General features: G+C 38.1%; 16 protein-coding genes, 2 rRNA genes and 1 pseudogene (1 of these 19 only partly in view). 12 read left to right on the top strand and 7 right to left on the bottom strand.

The genetic code is table 11. The features are described from left to right. Window positions 1–58: 58 nt before the first annotated feature. Window positions 59–889 (top strand): translation elongation factor Ts, encoded by an 831-nt coding sequence (gene tsf, locus DCC35_RS03685; protein WP_137089519.1) that lies wholly within the window; start codon window positions 59–61, stop codon window positions 887–889. Between the two features lie 52 nt (window positions 890–941). Here the strand turns inward: tsf and DCC35_RS03680 are convergent, their stop codons facing one another. The 3 genes from DCC35_RS03680 to DCC35_RS03670 are packed head-to-tail and all read right to left on the bottom strand — an operon-like array spanning window position 942 to window position 3,917. Beyond that, the gene (locus tag DCC35_RS03680; protein ID WP_137089518.1) at window positions 942–1,721 is read right to left on the bottom strand and encodes an META domain-containing protein; all 780 of its coding nucleotides are present in this window, start codon (window positions 1,719–1,721) and stop codon (window positions 942–944) included. Next, a complete protein-coding gene (locus tag DCC35_RS03675; protein ID WP_175402704.1) occupies window positions 1,718–2,992 on the bottom strand; it encodes an aminopeptidase P family protein in 1,275 nt (424 codons plus the stop codon). Before DCC35_RS03675 ends, DCC35_RS03680 begins: the two co-directional genes overlap by 4 nt. Continuing rightward, the gene (locus DCC35_RS03670) at window positions 2,985–3,917 is read right to left on the bottom strand and encodes a zinc dependent phospholipase C family protein (protein WP_137089516.1); all 933 of its coding nucleotides are present in this window, start codon (window positions 3,915–3,917) and stop codon (window positions 2,985–2,987) included. The genes DCC35_RS03675 and DCC35_RS03670 overlap by 8 nt, the downstream gene beginning before the upstream one ends. A 207-nt stretch (window positions 3,918–4,124) precedes the next feature. Between DCC35_RS03670 and rpsT the strand changes: the two genes are divergently transcribed. From rpsT to DCC35_RS03625, 10 genes and pseudogenes are all read left to right on the top strand, one after another. Continuing rightward, complete coding sequence (gene rpsT / locus DCC35_RS03665) at window positions 4,125–4,379, top strand: 30S ribosomal protein S20 (protein ID WP_137089515.1); 255 nt, start codon at window positions 4,125–4,127, stop codon at window positions 4,377–4,379. Between the two features lie 397 nt (window positions 4,380–4,776). Further along, the gene (locus tag DCC35_RS03660; RefSeq protein WP_137089514.1) at window positions 4,777–6,726 is read left to right on the top strand and encodes a M1 family metallopeptidase; all 1,950 of its coding nucleotides are present in this window, start codon (window positions 4,777–4,779) and stop codon (window positions 6,724–6,726) included. Window positions 6,727–6,878: 152 nt separating this feature from the next. Next, on the top strand, window positions 6,879–7,565 hold the full coding sequence (gene radC, locus DCC35_RS03655) for a RadC family protein (RefSeq protein WP_137092583.1): 687 nt from the start codon (window positions 6,879–6,881) through the stop codon (window positions 7,563–7,565). Window positions 7,566–7,574: 9 nt separating this feature from the next. Further along, on the top strand, window positions 7,575–8,165 hold the full coding sequence (locus DCC35_RS03650; RefSeq protein WP_137089513.1) for a DUF1684 domain-containing protein: 591 nt from the start codon (window positions 7,575–7,577) through the stop codon (window positions 8,163–8,165). Between the two features lie 81 nt (window positions 8,166–8,246). Further along, entirely contained in the window at window positions 8,247–9,920 is a 1,674-nt protein-coding gene (gene pheT, locus DCC35_RS03645) for a phenylalanine--tRNA ligase subunit beta (RefSeq protein ID WP_317128980.1), read from the top strand. Then, the gene (locus DCC35_RS21705; protein WP_317128979.1) at window positions 9,920–10,666 is read left to right on the top strand and encodes a phenylalanine--tRNA ligase subunit beta-related protein; all 747 of its coding nucleotides are present in this window, start codon (window positions 9,920–9,922) and stop codon (window positions 10,664–10,666) included. The genes pheT and DCC35_RS21705 overlap by 1 nt, the downstream gene beginning before the upstream one ends. 82 nt (window positions 10,667–10,748) lie before the next feature. Then, on the top strand, window positions 10,749–11,054 hold the full coding sequence (locus DCC35_RS03640) for a hypothetical protein (protein WP_137089512.1): 306 nt from the start codon (window positions 10,749–10,751) through the stop codon (window positions 11,052–11,054). Continuing rightward, on the top strand, window positions 11,054–11,356 hold the full coding sequence (locus DCC35_RS03635; RefSeq protein WP_137089511.1) for a cell division protein ZapA: 303 nt from the start codon (window positions 11,054–11,056) through the stop codon (window positions 11,354–11,356). The genes DCC35_RS03640 and DCC35_RS03635 overlap by 1 nt, the downstream gene beginning before the upstream one ends. A 73-nt stretch (window positions 11,357–11,429) precedes the next feature. Beyond that, window positions 11,430–12,931: pseudogene (gene rny / locus DCC35_RS03630) on the top strand (ribonuclease Y); the annotation flags it as partial. 272 nt (window positions 12,932–13,203) lie between these two features. Beyond that, the gene (locus DCC35_RS03625; protein WP_137089510.1) at window positions 13,204–14,730 is read left to right on the top strand and encodes a M1 family metallopeptidase; all 1,527 of its coding nucleotides are present in this window, start codon (window positions 13,204–13,206) and stop codon (window positions 14,728–14,730) included. A gap of 76 nt (window positions 14,731–14,806) precedes the next feature. Here DCC35_RS03625 and sucD read toward each other — a convergent pair whose 3' ends face one another. Further along, window positions 14,807–15,679, bottom strand: coding sequence for a succinate--CoA ligase subunit alpha (sucD, locus tag DCC35_RS03620; RefSeq protein WP_137089509.1), 873 nt, complete (start codon window positions 15,677–15,679; stop codon window positions 14,807–14,809). 141 nt (window positions 15,680–15,820) lie between these two features. Here sucD and DCC35_RS03615 point away from each other — a divergent pair, with 141 nt between their 5' ends. Continuing rightward, a complete protein-coding gene (locus DCC35_RS03615; protein WP_137089508.1) occupies window positions 15,821–18,157 on the top strand; it encodes a penicillin acylase family protein in 2,337 nt (778 codons plus the stop codon). A 34-nt stretch (window positions 18,158–18,191) separates the two neighbouring features. On the opposite strand, the gene DCC35_RS03610 is transcribed toward DCC35_RS03615, so the two are convergent. From DCC35_RS03610 to DCC35_RS03600, 3 genes are all read right to left on the bottom strand, one after another. Further along, complete coding sequence (locus tag DCC35_RS03610) at window positions 18,192–18,518, bottom strand: hypothetical protein (RefSeq protein ID WP_137089507.1); 327 nt, start codon at window positions 18,516–18,518, stop codon at window positions 18,192–18,194. Window positions 18,519–18,881: 363 nt separating this feature from the next. Continuing rightward, a 5S ribosomal RNA gene (gene rrf / locus DCC35_RS03605) occupies window positions 18,882–18,993 on the bottom strand. Between the two features lie 114 nt (window positions 18,994–19,107). Next, window positions 19,108–21,450, bottom strand: a 23S ribosomal RNA gene (locus DCC35_RS03600) (it continues 548 nt past the right edge of the window).

The following is a 21,450-nucleotide window of genomic DNA, read 5'->3' as shown; positions in this document are numbered from 1 at the left end:
TCTTCCGGTGTTCAATTTTTTTTAATACGATCTAGATCTCTTATAAAACAAGATAATCATGGCTGTTACTGCAAAAGAAGTTAACAAATTAAGACAAATGACCGGTGCCGGTATGATGGACTGTAAAAAGGCATTGGTTGAAGCTGACGGTGACTTCGACAAAGCTGTCGAAATCTTAAGAAAAAAAGGTCAAAAGGTTTCTGCTAAAAGAAGTGACCGTGAGACCAATGAAGGGTATGTTTTTGCCAAAACTAACGACGACAAAACTGTAGGTATTATTGTTGCCATCGGTTGTGAAACTGATTTCGTAGCTAAGAACGATGAATTCGTTAATCTTGGTAAAGAAATTACTGACGCTGCTTTTGAAAACAACCCTTCAAACATTGATGAGCTTAAGCAAATTAAGCTTGGTGATCAGACTGTCGAAGAAAAGATCACTGAATTAGTAGGTAAGATCGGTGAAAAAATCGATATCCTTGCTTACGAAAAAATGGAAGGCGAGCAAGTTGTTCCTTATGTACACGCTGGAAACAAACTGGGTGTATTAGTTTCTCTTAAAAACACTGGTGGTGAAGACCAAACTGAAGCTGGTAGAGATGTTGCTATGCAAATTGCTGCTATGAACCCGGTTGCTCTTGACAAAGACGGTGTTGACTCTGCTATTGTAGAGAAAGAAATTGAAATTGGTAAAGAACAAGCTAAGGCTGAAGGTAAACCTGAGCAAATCGTTGAAAAAATTGCTATGGGTAAACTAAATAAGTTCTTTAAAGAAAACACTCTACTTGAGCAGGCTTTCGTTAAAGATAACAGCCAGTCTATTTCACAATATCTTAATAGTGTGAAAGATGGCCTTACTGTTGCTGAATTCAAAAGAATTTCTATCGGATAATTTTTATCCTACTGAAATATAAAATAAAAGCGCTTCAATCGAAGCGCTTTTTTTATTGCTCTTCAGGCAGAACCTGAAATAATAGCGTATCAGTAGCCACACCGGTCTCTTTCCACAATTTCAGCTCACTATTGTTATTTATATATGATAATTCATCATTAGTGAAATATTCCTCTACTAATGATGTTTCATATTGCACTGAAATTTCAAAGCCTTCAATCGAAGTTTGCTGCTCGAAATTAAAGGTTATTGTATTTCCGCTTTCATTTACTGCTCCATTGAATTCATTCATACCGCCGGAAAGTTGTCCAAAAGTAGTTGAAGTCAACTCTAGAGTTGCCCCTATATAATCACAAGGTGGATAATTGATATCGCCACCCAGGACAATCTTTCCAACTAATTGCCATTCAGTATTGATCAGGTCTGCAGACTCTTCAGAATTAACCCTGTCCACATCACAAAAAGGTTCAGATACTATACTCGCTAGATAAGCAGTGCCTTTTGGAGACTGATCTTCCTGACACTGAGTTTTGATATTGGCTGTAACAAGAAATAATTCACCATTATAATTTACACTTTCAGCTAATTGATTGCATATGTTAAGTGTATCGACTATTTCTGAGCCTTCAGAATTGTAAAGGTAGAATTCATAATTATTACTTTCATTAAGCAGAGCTCTTAACCTCCTGTTTGATACAGATTCAGTAAATGCCCTTCTGGGATCACAAACTTCGTAAGTACACGTTTCGTTGTCGATACTATAAGTATCACCACAGCCAGTAAATAGAATGCCAGTTAATACCAGGGCGTTTAGAATAAAAAGTTTTTTCATTTCGACATTAATTCTTCTATATGATCAGCTTCAATTGGTATATCTGCCATAAGATCAACGATACCATCTTTTTTGACTACCACATCATTTTCTAATCGTATACCAATCTCTTCTTCGATCAAATATAATCCAGGCTCAACTGTAATTACAGCATTTTCTTTTAAAGGTTCTGTCCCCGATGGTATATCATGGGTATCTATACCCAAATGGTGACAAGTGCCATGCATAAAGTATTTTCTGTAGGCAGGGGCTTCTTTAGATGAATTATTGATGTCCTCAATAGTCAAAAGACCATGTTCTAGTAAAAGCTCCTGAATATATAGCCCAACCTCTGCATTAATCTCTTTGAGTGTCTTACCGGCTCTTATAATGGAAAATGCATGACGCTGAGCTTTCAGCACCATATTGTATATCTGCTTTTGTCTTGAGGTGAATCGCCCGCTTGCCGGAACTGTCCTGGTTAGGTCAGCACTATAATGTCTGTATTTAGCTCCTACATCCATTAATATGAGCGATTCCTCTTTGATGATTTTATTGTTCCTCACATAATGTAATACACAAGCATCCCTTCCTGAAGCAATTATTGGTTCATAAGCAAATCCTTCCGCATTATGCTTCAGAAATTCCGAATAATAAACTCCCTGCAATTCATTTTCAGTAACTCCGGGCCGTATTGTTTCAAGGACTTTTCCAAATCCTTTGGCGGTAATATTACAAGCTTCCTGAAGATAGCCTAATTCAAGATTATCTTTTGAAAAGCGTAATTCTCTTAGAAGATCATTTAAAATACTAATGCCTTTTCCGGGGTATTCTTTTTTCAGGTATTCAACAAATCTCTTATTCTTGCTGTAAACTTCCGGAGTTGTTCGTCGTGGATAATCCTCCAAAGCAGAAACTGAATCTGCATTGGATAAAAGCATTTCAAGATCCTCCTCAAGATCTTTCTCCCATCGCACATCCTCCACACCGGATATTTCACTGGCTTCAGACTGGGAAAGCTTTCTTCCCTCCCATATTTTCGTATGCTCATCAGAATATCTTATATAGAGTATTTCCTTAACATTTTCTCCTCTTTTATCAATAATCAGAGTGGTTCTGTCCTGTAAAATTCCCGTGAGGTAATACAAATTGGAATCCTGAACAAACGGATAATTACCATCAGCATTAGTAGGCATCAGATCATTGCTGTGAAAAACTGCTAGCGTTGAACTTTCTAAATCTGAAATTAATTTAGCACGCCTTCTCCTGTAATAATCTACGGGTTTAATCATTCCTCTTCTTTTTGCTTTCTTCGTTTTTATTATATTTCTTAAGCATCTTATCAAGATTCGGTTGTCCCGCATCTACCCAGCAGGTAAACCAAAAATCACCAATTTTATTTATGGATCGCAGCATTTGCTTTTCAACCATGTTATTTAACAATCGATTGTATTCTGCTGATAATTCATACGAAGGTCGCTTAACTTCAACATTTTTCCTTATTGTAACACTGTATTGTTCAGATTCAGGGATATTCTTTCGAGCCTTAACTTCAGAAGATAAAACTGAATCAACAAGGCTATGGCTATGTGCTATAACATTCCAGATTTCAAGTTGAGTATTTTCTATATACTTAGCCTTTCGAGGTACTAAAACATAATTTTTGAAAAACAATTCTGGTAGCCTGGTTTCCCAGAATGAATGAATTCCTTCCTGACCTGTTAATTGTCCATTGTAATTTATTGTAGTATGCAAAGGAACATGAGCATCTCCGATATAATGACCCATTTCTGCAGAAAGCTGTATTATCCTTTCTACATTCTTTTCTTTAAAAGCATCCGTCAATTGATAGCAAACTCTTTGAACATGCCAGGGCAATACGCCATAAGCCTTCAAGGTGTCCTCAGAAAGTGAGTCCACTGCTTCTTTCCAATACCTGGGCAACTTATATACTGCTGAATCACCATATACATCTGCATCAAGATAATGCCTTGGCGCCTCGTCAGGAACTGAATGCCTCCTCTTGTCAGGATCTACCGAATGTTCGCTGATATACTGAGAGAAGTTTTTATAGAATTTACTCATCTCAGCAGGAAGTGTCAGGATCGCTCTTCTGTTAATCTCCCGATGTGCAAAAAAGCCCCAGGAAAAAGAAATTACCGGGATCAAAATCAATGTTAAAATAATAAATACACGTAAAAAGTTTATTTTCTTCATTGGTCTAAAATAAGCCAATTCCTTTTGAATACCCACTAATAATCTATTGATGAAAAATTCATTATTGGCACTATTATTTACTACCTTTGTAACCTGTTGAGCAAAAGGCGATTAATTTTACAGATAAAATACAGGGTATGTTTTGTGTTTGTAAATATTTTCGTACATTTGCACTCCTAAATTTGAAACAAGAAAAAGTATAGATAAATGGCAAATCATAAGTCGGCATTAAAGAGAATTCGTTCAAGCGCTGCTAGAAGATTGAGAAACCGTTATCAGCATAAAACTACTCGTACGTTTGTAAAACGTTTGAGAAATACGTCTGATAAAAATGAAGCTCTAGAGCTATACAACAAGGTTTCTTCAATGATTGACAAGTTAGCTAAGAAAAATATCATTCACGATAACAAAGCAGCTAACCAGAAATCAAAGTTGAGAAAACACGTTAACAGCCTGGCGTAATTCCCAGCTGTTTTAGCTTAAAATATTAAAGCTTTACCTGTAGATCGGGTAAGGCTTTTTTTGTTATCCATGCCACAGGATATCCATTTAACACCAAAAACCGCCCGGTATTTGGTGTTAATAAAGTTCGCTCTTCATTATTATCTACCGTTCATTGAATTATATGTGATCAACATATTTATTCGATTCGAATTCTGGTCCTATTAATTTATATTCGTATTGTATTAATAATATCAACCATGAAAAAATAATATTTAGTTACTTATTTGTATTACTATCCTGTGTAATCTATGCTCAGGAAGAAAAATATTATATTCCAAGAGAAATAAGAGAAGCTTACGAAGCCGGAACCAGGAGTAAGAATGGAGCCCCTGGTGAAAATTATTGGCATAACACAGTGGACTATAATATTAATGCGAATATCGATCCGGCGACAAGACTATTAACCGGAGCAGCTAAGATTACTTATCATAACAATTCACCTGACGAATTAAACACTATCGTAGTAAGACTTTATCATGATGTATTCAAAGAAGGTTCTAGCAGAAGATCATCTGTTAACCCTGAAGACATTGGTAACGGTACAGAAATCTCATCTTTATCTGTGGAAGAAGAGGAAGTCGATTTAAATGGAGATCAGGTGTCTCGTAGTGGTACAAATATGTATATCAGGCTTAGTGAACCTTTAGCTCCTGAATCTTCAGTTGAACTTGAAATCATGTGGCATTATACAATACCTAATACCTTAAGAAGAACGGGTGTTTATGACAGCACTAGCTATCATGTAGCCTACTGGTATCCGCAAATCTCCGTTTACGATGATATCTTCGGATGGGATACCATGAACTACACTATCCTTTCAGAATTTTATAACAACCTGGCAAATTACGATGTCACACTTACTATGCCCGAGAACTTCAATATCTGGGCAACGGGAATGCTTCAAAACCCCGAGGAAGTTTTCCAGGATGATATTCTGGAAAAATACAAGCAAGCCAAAACTTCTGAAGAAGTAGTTCATGTGATAACTGAAGACGATCTTCAGAATTATAAAAATAAATCAGGTACGTGGCATTATGTTGCAGAAGAAGTAAGCGATTTTGCTTTTAGTGTTAGTGATCACTACCAGTGGGATGCGATAAACCAAAAAGTTGAAGATAGAAATGTTTTAATAAGTACTGTATTCCCTAAAGGACAAGCCCAAGCATATTCAAAAGTGACGGACTATCAGAAAAAAACTATGAAGCATTTCTCTGAAGACATGCCTGGAGTTGCTTATCCATATCCTGCTTTTACTACTTTTATCGGATTAAGAGGTGGGGGAATGGAGTTTCCAATGATGGCTAACAATGCCGGTCCTGGATTGGGAGTAACGGTACACGAAATGTTCCACACCTATTTTCCTATGTATGTTAGAATAAATGAAAGAAGATTCGCAGCTATGGATGAAGGCTGGGCTCAGTATATCACTCAATTAGTGATAAATAAATATTTCGTAGAAAGCGAGGACCCAAATTATGTTGGTCTGGCAACAGGTGGTGGTACCATGGGAACAATTGAAGATCTTCCTCTGATCACTTCTACTCAATTTATGGATCAAACCAATTACGGCTACGCATCATACAGTCTACCTGGGTTCTTTTATGCAATGTTGCATGATTATTTGGGTGATGAAATGTTTCAAAAAGCATATAGTGAATATATTAATAGGTGGGCTCAGAAATCACCAACCCCATATGACTTTATATTCACAATGGAGGATGTAACCGGAGAAGATCTAACCTGGCTTTTTAAACCATGGTTTTTTAATTATGGAAATGCAGATCTGGCAATTACTGATCTTAAGGGAAATGAAATAACTGTAGAAAATAAAGGGACTCGTCCTGTACCCTTAAAGCTTGATGTTTATTATAATGATGGCTCTACAAAAACTTATACCAAGAAGGCTGATGTATGGAAAAATGATAAGAAATATACTATCACTATAGATAATGCTAAAGAAGTAAATTATGCGTTGGTTAGCCTTGGAGTTCCTGACGAATCTCAAAAGAATAACATCTCTCCTTCTATGGAGAAAATTTATAAATCCGTTGGGCCAGACATGAAGGTATCCGGAGAATATATGATCGATCAGGTGCCCCTTGCCATGTTTATTGAAGAAGAAAACGGAAAACTAAAAATAAGGGTGCCCCGTGGTGGTGTAAATAGCTGGTTGATTCCAGTAAGTGACAGTGAATTTAAAAGCTTGGATGGATTTATATCTATTGAATTCATCAAAGAAGGAGATGAATTCACAGCTGCAAATATTAGCGCCCAGGGTCAGGTCTTTACTGCAAAAAGAAAATAATCAATATTTAAGGCAGGTAAATTTTATACCTGCCTTTATTTTTTACCAAAACAAAAGAATTAAACTCATCAGTTTGATTCCACTTTTGGATTTATTCTGCTAATTAAACGTTTACCTTGGCATTTACCTTAGACAGTATTTTATTTGTCAGGATGAACACACACCTAAACATTAGAAGCTGGGCCGAAGAAGACAGGCCGCGTGAAAAATTATTAACCAAAGGAAAATCAACACTTAGTGATGCGGAGTTATTAGCAATTCTAATCGGATCGGGAACCCGCTCTATGTCCGCAGTCGATCTCTGTAAACAGATTCTTCATCACAATGACAACGACTTAAATAAAATAGCCAGAATGACCGTATCCGAATTAATGCGATTTAAAGGAATCGGTGAGGCAAAAGCAATAAGTATAGTCAGCGCACTTGAGCTGGGAAGAAGAAGAAAACCTGAAGGAAAAAACATTTCAAGAATAACCTGCTCGACTGATGCTTATAATATTCTCAGCCCGTTAATGAGAGATTTACCTCATGAAGAATTCTGGGTTATTTTATTAAACAGGCAAAATGGAGTTATAAAATCAATAAAGACAAGTAGCGGAGGTGTTTCCGGAACTGTCGTCGATCCCAAAATTGTCTTCAAAATGGCTATTGATCATACTGCTTCAGGAGTTATTCTTTCACACAACCACCCCTCAGGGAACCTAAAGCCCAGCCAGGCAGATCTTCAACTTACCAGAAAAATCAAAGAAGCCGGCCTTCTTCTGGAAGTTCCAGTACTTGATCACTTAATAATTACCAATAATGGCTATTTTAGCATGGCAGATGAAGGAGTATTATAAATTGAAAAAATGAAGCTTAAAATAATTATTGCCATCGCTTTTATTGCTGTTATAGGTATAACTATTTACAGTCTTTCCGGAAATCAAGAGGAGTCCTGGGAAAAATGGAAATCCGATAGAGAGGAATTCCTGAGAAATTCTTCCTCCTCTCCATTTAATGAAGCTGATGTGGAATTTGAAGGGGTAAATTACTTTGACTACAACCCTGATTATGAAATTAAAGCCCGACTAAGCCCGATCAGGCCTCAAAACCCTGTAAAGCTAACAAGTACTACAGGCGAAGATCTTACCTATTTTCAATCAGCTATGGCATCCTTTGAAATCGATGGAGAAAATTTCGAGGTCATGTTGTTAACCCTGACGAAACAAGATCCGGATGAATACCATCTGCTTTTTACTGATGAAACTAACGGCTTGTCAACCTATGGCGGTGGCAGATATCTCGAAATTCCTTACAAAGAGGCGGGGAACATCTTCATAAACTTTAATAAAGCATATTATCCTTACTGTGCTTATGTTCACGATTACAGCTGTCCAATACCTCCCAAAGGCAATTATATCAACATCCCGGTAAAAGCAGGTGAAAAAGATGCTTCTTAATCTGATATGATTCATTTTTTATATGGGTTCACAAAGGATATTGATTAATTTTGGGTTTTTAAAATCAGAATAGAACTAAATATGAAAATTTCGCTTAGCTGGCTGAAAGATTATATAGATGTAAATAATTTGAAAATTGACGAACTTGAAGAACTGTTAACTCAAACAGGACTTGAAGTTGAAGGCATAGAGAAATTTGAAACCATTAAAGGCGGACTTGAAGGTGTAGTAGTAGGTGAAGTGTTAACCTGTGAAAAACACCCGAATGCTAATAAACTAAAAATCACCACTGTTGACATCGGAGAAGAAGAACCTTCACATATAGTTTGTGGAGCACCAAATGTAGATTCCGGACAAAAAGTGCTGGTAGCTACTGTTGGAACTACTTTGTATCCCGAAGGTGGTGAACCATTCAAAATTAAAAAAGCCAAGATCCGGGGTGAAGCCTCTTTTGGTATGATCTGTGCCGAAGATGAATTAGGAATTGGCACTTCTCACGAAGGGATAATGATTTTAAATACTGACCTTCCTGCAGGTACTCCTGCCGCAAAATATTTGAATATTGAGTCTGATCAAGTCATTGAAATCGGATTAACGCCAAACAGATCTGATGCTACATCTCACATAGGTGTTGCCAGGGATGTACATGCTGTTACAGGCAATAAAGTAGAATGGCCAAGCATCGATTCGTTTTCAACTACCAATACCACGCCACCTGTAAAAGTGGTTGTGGAAAATAAGGAAGCATGTCCTCGATATTCTGGTGTTACGATCGAAGGCGTAAAAGTAGGTGCATCTCCTGAATGGTTGCAAAATAAATTGCGGGCTATCGGACTCACTCCTAAAAATAATATTGTAGATATCACCAATTTCGTTCTTCATGAAATAGGACAACCATTGCATGCTTTTGATGTTACCGCTATCGATAACAATGAAGTCCGGGTTAAAACTTTACCTAAAAATACTGTTTTCACCACTTTAGATGGAGAAGAAAGAAAGCTTCATGAGAAAGACCTGATGATTTGTAATGGCAATGATGACGGAATGTGTATCGCAGGAGTATTTGGTGGAGAAAAAAGCGGTGTGACTGAAAAAACAACAGATGTTTTTCTTGAAAGCGCTTATTTCAACCCTGATTACATCCGATCTACCAGTCAGCGTCATTTATTGAAAACAGATGCTAGTTTCAGATATGAAAGAGGAACTGATCCTAATATTTGCTTATACGCACTTAAAAGGGCTGCTCTCTTAATCAAAGAACTTGCTGGAGGAGAAATTAAAGGCGAAGTGATTGATATTTATGATACGCCTGTTGAGCCAGTCAAAGTTAATATGAAATATAACAATATTGACAGGTTAATCGGTATCAAGATTGAAAAGCAAAAAATAAAAGAAATTTTACAAAGGCTCGAGATTGAAGTGTCAAACGAAACTGACGAAGGCTTTATTTCAACAGTTCCTACGTATCGGGTTGATGTTACTCGTGAGGCTGATGTGATCGAAGAGATCATCCGAATTTATGGATTAAATAATATTCCACTTGGAGAAACTCTTAGTGCTGATTATTTAAGCAGTTTTGATGAGAAAGATCCGGGTAAAATTTACACGACAACTGCTCATTATCTTGCAGGGCTTGGATTTCATGAGATCATGTCTAACTCCTTAACAAAACCACAGTACTCTGAGGCAGTAGAAGATCTAAACAGTGAAGAAGATGTCGTAATACTGAATAAGCTTAGCGAAGATCTGGGGTAATGAGACAGACTATGCTTTTTGGAGGACTTGAAGCAATTGCAAGAAACCAAAACAGGAAGCAGAGTAACCTTAAGTTTTTCGAACTAGGTAAAACTTATCAAAAGAAAGGTGACAACTATAAGGAAGGATATAAATTAGCTTTATTCGTTACAGGTGATGCTGTAGAAGAAAACTGGCAAAGTAAAGCAATAGAAGCTGATTTCCACTACCTGTACGGAAAGGTTTTAACACTTCTAAAAAAGTTCAATTTTGATAATATCACAAATGAAAGAACTTCAGACGGTGTTTTAGCAGATGGCCTTACACTATATTCTAACAAAACGCCACTGGTAAAACTCGGTTTGGTAAAAAATGACCTTACTGCTATCAATGAAGTCAGAATGCCGGTGTGGTATGCTGAGTTCGACTGGGATAAAATGATCGATAAAAAAGATAATAGCGTAGTATACGACGAGATCTCAAAATTCCCTGAAGTACGTAGAGACCTTTCTTTAGTGATCGATAAAAATATTTCTTTTGATGATCTGAAAGAAACCGCCTTCAAAGCTGAAAGAAAAATGCTGAAAAGAATCAATGTATTTGATGTTTATGAAGGTGATAAAATTGAAGAAGGAAAAAAGGCTTATGCCTTAAGTTTTGTTCTTGAAAATAAAGACAAAACATTGACAGACAAAATGATAGATCAGAGTATGCAAAGATTGATCAAGGCATTTGAAAAGCACAACAATGCCTATATCAGAAAATAATTCTTTGTTACTGTGTATTTATTTAATAAGTCTGTATATTAAAGATTAGTATTCTGTTCAATCCGTTACTTTTTAAATGCCAATGGTGCAGGAAGACGTAGAATATGCCTTAAACTCACTGGAGCGAAAGATTAAATTGCTGCAGGCTGCCTATAATAAGCAGGAAGATGAGTTGCATGATCTTCGAAAAGATAACGCATCCCTGAAAAGGCAAATCGAAAGTAAAAACGATGAACTGGATGCCTATAAAAATAAATTAAAAATTAGTAGTATTGTAGACGGTATTCTGTCTGAAGGGACTGATACTACTGAGTTGAAAAGCAAATTAGATCAATATATATCTGAGCTCGACAAATGTATTGAAACGTTGAGCGACTTTGAACAATAATGGCAGAGCTGTTATCCATAAAAATAAAAATTGGAAACAGGGAGTATCCAATGAGGGTTCACCCTGATGATGAACAGCGTATTCGAAAAGCTGGAAAGCTATTACATGAAAAATTAAAAGCCTATAGAGACCGTTTTGGGTTAGATGATATGCAAGACCTACTGGCTATGGTTGCGTTTGATGTGATGGCTGATAAGCTTAAAGTTGAAGCTTCGACCGGACAGGTCACAGAATCAGCCCTGCTAAGAATCCAAAACCTGAATAAAGCCTTAGATGAAACACTAAGCACTACAGATATATAATTACATTTATCCACTTATCAGCTCTTCCCTTTTTCAGAATACAGGCTGTAAACTATAAAACCTGTTAAAAACTATGGACCCATTGGTAATAACCATTATTGCCGCGGTGGCCGGGCTAATTATCGGATTTGCCATCGCAAGCTTCTTATTGAAAGGATCCAATAATAAGAAAGTAAAAGAAGCTGAAGAAGTAGCACTTGCCAAATTAAATGAGGCTAAGTCTGAAGGAGAAAGGATCAAGAAAGAAAAAATTCTTGAAGCAAAGGAGAAATTTCTTAAAATGAAAGAATCCTTTGAAGAGGAAGTAAATAAAAAGAAAAACCAAATCATCACCAATGAGAATAAGCTGAAGCAAAGGGAGTCTACCCTTTCAAAGCAGATCGAGCAAGCGAAAAGAAAAGAGGATGATCTGGACAGAACCAAACAAAACCTTGAAGAACAATTAGAGTTTGTCAGAAAAGAAAAGATGAGTTGGAAAAAACCCGTCAGCAGCAGGTGGCTATTCTTGAAAAAGCAGCAAACCTAACCGCCGACGAAGCACGGGAGCAACTTGTTGAAGCCCTGCGTGACGAAGCTGAAACTAAAGCTAATTCTTATATCAAAGATATAATTGAGGAAGCTAAGCTCACTGCTTCTAAAGAGTCTAAAAAGATTGTTGTTGAGTCTATCCAGCGTACAGCTACTGAGCATGCAATTGAAAACTGCGTAAGTGTTTTCAATATAGAAAGTGATGATATAAAGGGTAAGATCATCGGACGCGAAGGTAGAAATATCCGCGCCCTTGAAGCAGCAACCGGGGTTGAGATTATTGTTGATGATACTCCTGAAGCAATTATCATTTCAGGATTTGATCCTGTTAGAAGGGAAATTGCAAGACTTTCATTGCACAGACTTGTTCAGGATGGTAGAATCCACCCTGCACGTATCGAAGAAGTAGTAAGCAAAACTACAAAGCATATAGAAGAAGAGATCGTAGAAATCGGGGAAAGAACGGTAATCGATCTTGGAATACACGGTGTTAATCCGGAATTGATCAAACTCGTGGGTAGAATGAGATTCAGATCTAGTTACGGACAAAACCTTCTTCAACACTCAAGAGAGGTAGCTAAACTTTGTGCTACAATGGCCTCTGAACTCGGTCTAAATGCCAAGCTAGCTAAAAGAGCAGGGCTTCTGCACGATATCGGTAAGGTATGGCCTGAAGAACCGGAACTTCCTCACGCAATATTAGGTGGTGAACTTGCTAAGAAATATAAAGAACATCCTGAGGTGGTAAATGCTATCGCTGCTCACCACGATGAGGTAGAAATGACTTCTCTTATTTCACCTATTATCCAGGCATGTGATGCGATTAGCGGTTCCAGACCAGGAGCAAGACGTGAGATCATGGAGTCTTATATTAAACGACTAAAAGAGCTTGAAGAACTGGCATTAAGCTTTAACGGAGTTCAAAAGTGCTACGCTATCCAGGCTGGTAGAGAACTTCGTGTTATTGTTGATGCAGAAAGCGTAGGAGACGATGATGCAGGAAGCTTATCATTTGATATCTCACAAAAGATTGAAAAAGATATGCAATACCCCGGACAGATAAAGGTTACTGTTATTAGAGAAATGAGATCTGTTAATTACGCTAAGTAAAAAATCACTATAATCTTATTAAAAGCCGGTATGATACCGGCTTTTTTTATTTTTAATTAATTTACATCTTGATATTATAACATAACGACCCATTTCATGAAGAAAACATTTTTTTATTAGCGTTCATTTATCTGGCAATATTTTCGGCCGATGCTCAGCTTTTACATAAAAATAGTAATGCCACCCGTGCAGACAGTCTTAGAGGCAGTATGCGACCGGAACGAACCAGTTTTGATGTGAAATACTATCATTTGAATATTTCTATTGACCCCGATGAGAAAAGTATTCAGGGTTATAACGATATCACCTTTCAAATTGATGAACCGACTAGTAAAATTCAAATTGACCTGTTTGATAATCTCAATGTAGACAGCATCAAATTTAAAGATAAGCATCTTGATTATGAAAGAGAATTCAATGCTGTTTTTATTGATCTGGGAGAAGAACTGCCAAAAAATGATATCAAAACTATTCGGTTTTATTATTCCGGCAAGCCTACAATTGCAAAAAGAGCCCCATGGGATGGTGGTTTTGTTTTTGATCAGACTCCATCAGGTGATCATTTTATTGCAGTTGCCTGCCAGGGATTTGGAGCATCTTCATGGTGGCCAAACAAAGATCATCAAAGTGATGAACCAGACAGCATGTTGATCAGTGTTGCTGTTCCAAATAATTTAAAGAATATATCAAACGGCAGATTAAGGGGTATTGATACTCTTGATAATGGATATAACAGATGGAATTGGTATATAAATAATCCGATCAATAATTATGATGTATCAGTGAATATCGCAGATTACGTGCATTTCCACGATACATATAAGGACCTTGATCTGGATTACTGGGTGCTTCCGGAAAATCTAGAGAAAGCTAAAGTACAATTTAAAGAAGTAAATCCGATGATGGCCTGCTTTGAAGAAAAAATGGGCTTTTATCCTTTCAAAGAAGACGGTTATAAACTTGTAGAGACTCCTTACCTGGGAATGGAACATCAAAGTGCAATAGCCTATGGAAATAAATATCAAAAAGGGTATTTGGGTAATGACCTTTCTGGAACTGGTGTAGGCTTGAAATGGGATTTTATTATAATCCATGAAACAGGCCATGAATGGTTTGGCAACAGTATTACAGCAGCTGACATCGCTGATATGTGGATTCATGAGGCATTTACAACCTATACAGAAGCTATTTACATAGAATGTCGATGGGGTTATGAGGATGCAATGACTTATTTAAATGGCATGAAAAGAAACGTTCAAAATGACATCCCAATAATTGGTCCTTATGGTGTAAATAAAGAAGGTTCATCAGATATGTACCCTAAAGGAGCATTGATGCTTAATACTATTCGTCATATTGTTGCTAATGATGAATTATGGTGGGATACATTTAGAAATTATACTCTTGATCATAAAAAAACCATCGTTAACAGACAGATAGTTCAATCTTATTTCGAAAAGCATTTAGGTATCGACCTGGGCACTGTATTTGATCAATATCTTACTACTACAGATATCCCGGTGCTGGAATGGAAAAGGAAGGGAAAGAAATACGAGTATCGCTGGACAAGAACAGTTGACGGATTTGATATGCCTGTGGATATACTTATCGAAAATGAAAAAACCAGGATTCATCCGACAACTGAATGGCAAAAATTGAAGTTAGATAACAAGGATGCTAAACTTGATGTGGCTACCGGTCAGTTCTATATATTTACTAAAGAAGCTCTGAACTAATTATATATTAGGAAGTAAAATAAAAAAAGGCTTGCGATGTAAATCACAAGCCTTTTTAACTATATATATTATAGTCTTAGGCTAATGCATTTTTCATTGTTTCACCAATATCAGCAGGAGATTTCACAACGTGAATTCCACACTCTGACATGATTTTCATTTTTGCTTCAGCTGTATCATCCTTACCGCCAATGATCGCTCCGGCATGTCCCATTCTTCTACCCGGAGGTGCTGTCTGACCTGCGATGAAACCAACAACTGGTTTCTTATTACCAGTTTCTTTAATGTATTTTGCAGCTTCAGCTTCATAGTTACCGCCGATCTCTCCGATCATTACGATAGCATCAGTATCAGGATCTTCCATTAACATCTTAACTGCATCTTTGGTTGGAGTACCAATGATTGGATCACCACCAATTCCAATTGCAGTTGAAATCCCAAGATCAGCTTTTACAATTTGATCTGCAGCTTCGTAAGTTAAAGTACCAGACTTAGAAACGATTCCGATTTTTCCTTTCTTGAAAACGAATCCAGGCATAATACCAACTTTAGCCTCTCCGGGAGTAATAACTCCAGGACAGTTTGGCCCGATCAATACAACATCCTTATCAGTAATATATTCTTTTACTGTGATCATATCTTTTACCGGAATACCTTCAGTAATAGTAATGATCACTTTTATGCCTGCATCTGCAGCTTCCATAATTGCATCGGCAGCAAATGCAGGAGGAACAAATATAATTGATACATCTGCTCCAGTTTCTTTAACTGCATCTGAAACAGAATTGAAAACAGGTTTGCCAAGATGTGATTGCCCACCTTTGCCAGGTGTAACACCACCAACTACATTGGTACCGTAATCAATCATTTGCTCAGCATGAAAAGAACCTTCAGAACCTGTAAAGCCCTGAACTATAACTTTTGAATCTTTATTTACTAGTACACTCATATCTGCTATGGTAAAATTTTGCTGACAAAAATAGGGCATCATGACCCAATATCAAAAGTTAACGATTTATAATTCGCTAAGTGTTTAAAAATTTAATAATCTTATTATCTTGATTTCTATTGTATTAAATCGTTTGTGTAAATGAAAAAGTCTATTACCCGGATATTTTTAGGTCTGATCACTGTAGTTGTTGTCCTTCTAATAATTGGTTTTGTATGGTCATTATCTTTTAAGCCGGATTATGATGAAAACAGGCCTCTTACAGATCTTCAGGATTCAGTAGAAGTATTTTATGATCAATACGGGGTCCCTCACATTCTTGCCTCTAATGAAACTGATGCATATCGTGCTCTTGGATATATACAGGCTAAAGACCGCTTTTTCCAAATGGATTTATTTAGAAGAATAGGAAGTGGTACTTTGTCGGAGTTATTTGGTAAGGATATGCTTAAAAATGACAAGTTTTTGAGGGCTTTACAGATCAAAAACCATGCACAAAAAAGCATTAACCAACTTAATGAAAATTCTCCGTGGACCAAGGGAATGAAAGCTTATGTAGATGGGGTAAATGAATATCTTAAAGAAAATAAACCAATTGAGTATTATTTACTAGGTACAGAGCCTAAGCCTTTTGCTTTGGATGATATCTATTATGTAACTGGATATATGTCTTATTCTTTCGCTATGGCTATACGGACAGAACCAACATTACAATTTATTAAGACTGAATACGGTTCTGAATATTTATCAGACTTAGCAATTGATTTTGATACATCTGCTACAACAATTCCGTCTTCCCCTACCTATAAAGGTAAGGATATTCAGGCTATGGCCATATCGATAAATGAACAAATAAATTCATTGAATATGCCTGATTTGATAGGATCTAACTCATGGATTGCATCAGGAACAAAAACAAAGTCTGGTTATCCATTATTTGCTAATGATCCACATATTAGTTTTTCCCAGCCGGCAATCTGGTATGAAGCACATATTATTACTCCGGAATTTAATTTTTATGGAAGTCACCTTCCCGGAGTTCCTTTTGGAATCATCGGCCATACTGAACACCATTCCTGGGGGTTTACCATGTTTGAGAATGATGATATGGATCTTTACCTGGGAAAAAGCGTTTCAGATAAATCCTATCAATACCGCAATGAAGAAATTGAATACGAAATAATTAATGAGGAATTCAAGATAAAAGATGAAGAGCCGGTTAATAAAAATTATCGAAAAACTGTTCATGGTGTGGTTATTAATGATGTTGTAGATGAATTAAGAAAATATGAGGATCCGGTTAGTTTATGGTGGGTTTATCTGAAATTCGATGACCAATTGATGGAAGCATGCTATAAATTTTCTCATTCAAAATCCGTTAACGAAATTGAAGATGCTATAAAACTTGTTCATGCTCCAGGGCTGAATGTAATGTACGCAGACACTACAGGAAACATTGCCTGGTATGCAGCTGCTAAACTCCCGGATAGATCAAAACAGAGTAATTCTAAATTTTTCCTTGATGGTGTTACAGGCAAGGATGATATTACAGAATACTACCCTTTCTCTGTCAATCCAAAGTCATTAAACCCTGAAACCGGATTTGTATATTCTGCTAACAACCAATCAGAGTCACTGGTAGATTCAATTAAAATCCCTGGTTATTATTTACCGGATGACAGGGCCAATCGTATTATCGAAATGATTGAAGGTAAAGATGATCTTGACATCGGATACTTTCAAAAAATGCAATTGGATAATTACAACGAAACATCCCTTTACTTTAGTCAATGGATGTCTGAGTATGCAATAGGCACTTTGAAAAAAGGACTCGAAGATTTTAATGGAAATTTCAATCGTGATTCGGATGTTTCTGCTAAAATTCAATTCGGAATAGAAAAATTTTCTGAGGAAGTATTTAAGGATGAATTAGGAGAAGAGCTTTATAATACCTTTTTACAAACTCACCTTTATAAAAGAACACTTGAGAAATTAGTTAAAGAGAAAAATTCTGTTTGGATTGATAATGTATCTACCGAAAATAAAGAGTCTGTAGAGCACATCATGAAAAAAGTAATAAAGGCTATAAACTCCAATGATTTTTCTAATTGGGCAAGTGACCATATTCTTACCCATGAACACCCTGTTGGTAGTCAGAAACCACTAAACATAATATTTAATGTAGGCCCTTTTGAAGTTGGTTCTACCAACGAAGCTTTAAACAATTACTTATTTAAATATCAAAACCGTCCTTATAAAGTTCACGCAGGTCCATCAATGAGGAAAATAGTTGATTTATCAGATGTTAATAGCTCATTAAACGTTTTACCTACAGGTCAGTCAGGCGTATTTAACAGTGAATGGTACGACGATCAAAGTGAACTTTATGTACAGGGAAATTGGAGGCCTATGCTCTTTAAAAAAGACGAAATTAAGAAAAACTCAAAATCAAAATCTGAATTTTACCCTGCCAACTAAACCTCTTAAATTACAAAAATTAATTAAGTAATTACTATTTAGCTACAAAATAGTCACCGTCTATGGTATCAGGACTTTTTGGTTCTTTAGACCATATATGTTCAAGTAGTTTATAAAACCCATAACAACCTAATATACCGAAAGGCAGTAAAAAAAGTGAAATAGCAAATTCTGATGTTTCATAAAGAAATCCCCATCCAAAAACATCATCCATCACTGCGAAAATTAATCCAGCAAGAAAATTTGCAATATAATAGGATGCAATCCCGAGTATGGCAAAAAGCCATTTAGATTTGTTAAAACTTTCAGATAATTGATAAAATCGTTTTCCGATAAAAAATATTAAAAATAATCCAAGCATAATATGATTCTAAAAAATATGAGGTTGCTAATATATGAAGATAAATTTTAATTAAGAAAATAATAATAATCATGATAACCTATTAGGTTTTAATTAGGCAGTTGAAATAGTATATAAAGAGATAGAGTGAAAGAAGGAAGGAGAACAGTGTGAGAGTGAATGAAGGTAGGAGAACATAGAGCGAAGAGTGGAGAGGTAGTAATCGTTGTAGGGATCGGGCATAAAAAAAGCCTCACCGAAAATCGATGAGGCATTGATAATAAAATGGCGATGACCCATGACGATAAATGTCAGGGTCTGGTCTTTCTTTGAACTATAATAAAAAAACCCTGACTACTTTCGTTGTCAGGGTTCTAAATAATAAAATGGCGATGACCTACTCTCCCACATTTAACTGCAGTACCATCAGCGCTGAGGGGCTTAACTTCTTTGTTCGAAATGGGGAAAGGTGATCCCCCTCGCTATAGTCACCATAAACTCTTGGTCAGTTCTTTTACTGACACCAATATCTTTTGACATATCAAACACACAAGTAAACTTCAGATTAAAAATAATCATAAGTACATTAAGATTGGATCCTTAGGAGATCCCTGGAAAGTTACAGGTAATTAGTACTGCTCGGCTATGCTATCTCTAACTTTACACCTGCAGCCTATCAACGTCATCGTCTCTGACGTCCTTTAAAAGAAGCCTCATCTTGAGGGGAGTTTCGCGCTTAGATGCTTTCAGCGCTTATCTCTTCCGAACATAGCTACTCGGCACTGCAGCTGGCGCCACAACCGATACACCAGAGGTTCGTCCAACCCGGTCCTCTCGTACTAAGGTCAGGTCCTCTCAAGCTTCTAACGCCCACAGTAGATAGGGACCGAACTGTCTCACGACGTTCTGAACCCAGCTCGCGTGCCACTTTAATGGGCGAACAGCCCAACCCTTGGGACCTTCTCCAGCCCCAGGATGTGACGAGCCGACATCGAGGTGCCAAACCTCCCCGTCGATGTGAGCTCTTGGGGGAGATCAGCCTGTTATCCCCAGAGTACCTTTTATCCTTTGAGCGATGGCCCTTCCATGCGGAACCACCGGATCACTATACCCAACTTTCGTTCCTGATCGACTTGTAGGTCTCACAGTCAAGCACCCTTATGCTATTGCGCTCTACGCACGATTACCAACCGTGCTGAGGGTACCTTTGGAAGCCTCCGATACTTTTTTGGAGGCGACCACCCCAGTCAAACTACCCACCACACACTGTCCCCGTCTAACGGGTTAGATATCACGTAAACAAAGGCCGGTATTTCAACAACGGCTCCACCACGCCTGGCGACGCAGCTTCAAAGCCTCCCGGCTATCCTACACATCGTTTACACAATACCAATGTGAAGCTATAGTAAAGGTTCATGGGGTCTTTCCGTCCCACTGCGGGTAAACGGCATCTTCACCGTTACTACAATTTCACCGAGCTCGTGGCCGAGACAGTGCCCAGATCGTTACACCATTCGTGCAGGTCGGAACTTACCCGACAAGGAATTTCGCTACCTTAGGACCGTTATAGTTACGGCCGCCGTTTACCGGGGCTTCAGTTCAACGCTTCGCCGAAGCTAACGTCCCCCCTTAACCTTCCGGCACCGGGCAGGTGTCAGGCCCTATACTTAACCTTTCGGTGTCGCAGAGCCATGTGTTTTTGTTAAACAGTCGCCTGGGCCTCTTCACTGCGGCTTCTCACCCGAAGGTGAGGAAGCACCCCTTCTCCCGAAGTTACAGGGTCATTTTGCCTAGTTCCTTAGCCACGAATCACTCGAGCACCTTAGGATACTCTCCTCAGCTACCTGTGTCGGTTTACGGTACAGGCTGCGTATACATATGCTTAGAGGTTTTTCTTGGAAGTCTGATTACGGTCACTATCTGCGCTCACGAAGGATTGCAGTACTATCACATTCAGCTATCGGTGCGGATTTGCCTACACCAACATTACCTACATGCTTTAACGTGCTATTCCGTCAGCACGCGGACCTGTCACTACTCCGTCTCCCCATCACTCTATACGCAGGTATCGGAATATTAACCGATTTGCCATCGACTACCCCTCTCGGGTTCGCCTTAGGTCCTGACTAACCCATGGCTGATTAGCATTGCCATGGAATCCTTAGCTTTGCGGTGGACGGGTTTCTCGCCCGTCTTATCGTTACTTATGCCTACATTTGCTTTTCTATCCGCTCCAGCATGACTCACATCACACCTTCACCGCCAATAGAATGCTCCCCTACCATCCGTCAGTTGACGGATCCCGAGCTTCGGTAGTATACTTTATGCCCGATTATTATCGATGCCCTATCGCTCGACCAGTGAGCTGTTACGCACTCTTTAAAGGAATAGCTGCTTCCAAGCTAACCTCCTGGCTGTCTAAGCAATCGGACTACCTTAGTTCAACTTAGTATACATTTTGGGACCTTAGCTGCGGATCTGGGTTCTTTCCCTCTCGGATTAGGACCTTAGCACCCTAACCCTCACTGCAAGTGAGCATCTGACAGCATTCGGAGTTCATCAGGATTTGGTAGGATTTGACTCCCCCTAGTCCTATTGGTAGCTCTACCTCTGTCAGACTCCACTCACGCTGTTCCTAAAAACATTTCGGGGAGTACGAGCTATTTCCCAGTTTGATTGGCCTTTCACCCCTACCCACACCTCATCCGAAAACTTTTCAACGTTTACCGGTTCGGGCCTCCATTCCGTTTTACCGAAACTTCACCCTGGACATGGGTAGATCACATGGGTTTCGCGCCTACCTCCGCTAACTACTCGCCCTGTTCAGACTCGCTTTCGCTCCGGCTGCGGGCCTTAAACCCTTAACCTTGCTAACGAAGAGTAACTCGTAGGCTCATTATGCAAAAGGCACGCCGTCATCCGTCAGCTGACGGACTCCGACCGCTTGTAAGCG

Source organism: Mangrovivirga cuniculi (genome assembly GCF_005166025.1).
GTDB lineage: Bacteria > Bacteroidota > Bacteroidia > Cytophagales > Cyclobacteriaceae > Mangrovivirga > Mangrovivirga cuniculi.
Note: the sequence above shows the minus strand (reverse complement) of the source record. Positions and strands in the feature narration are given on the sequence as shown.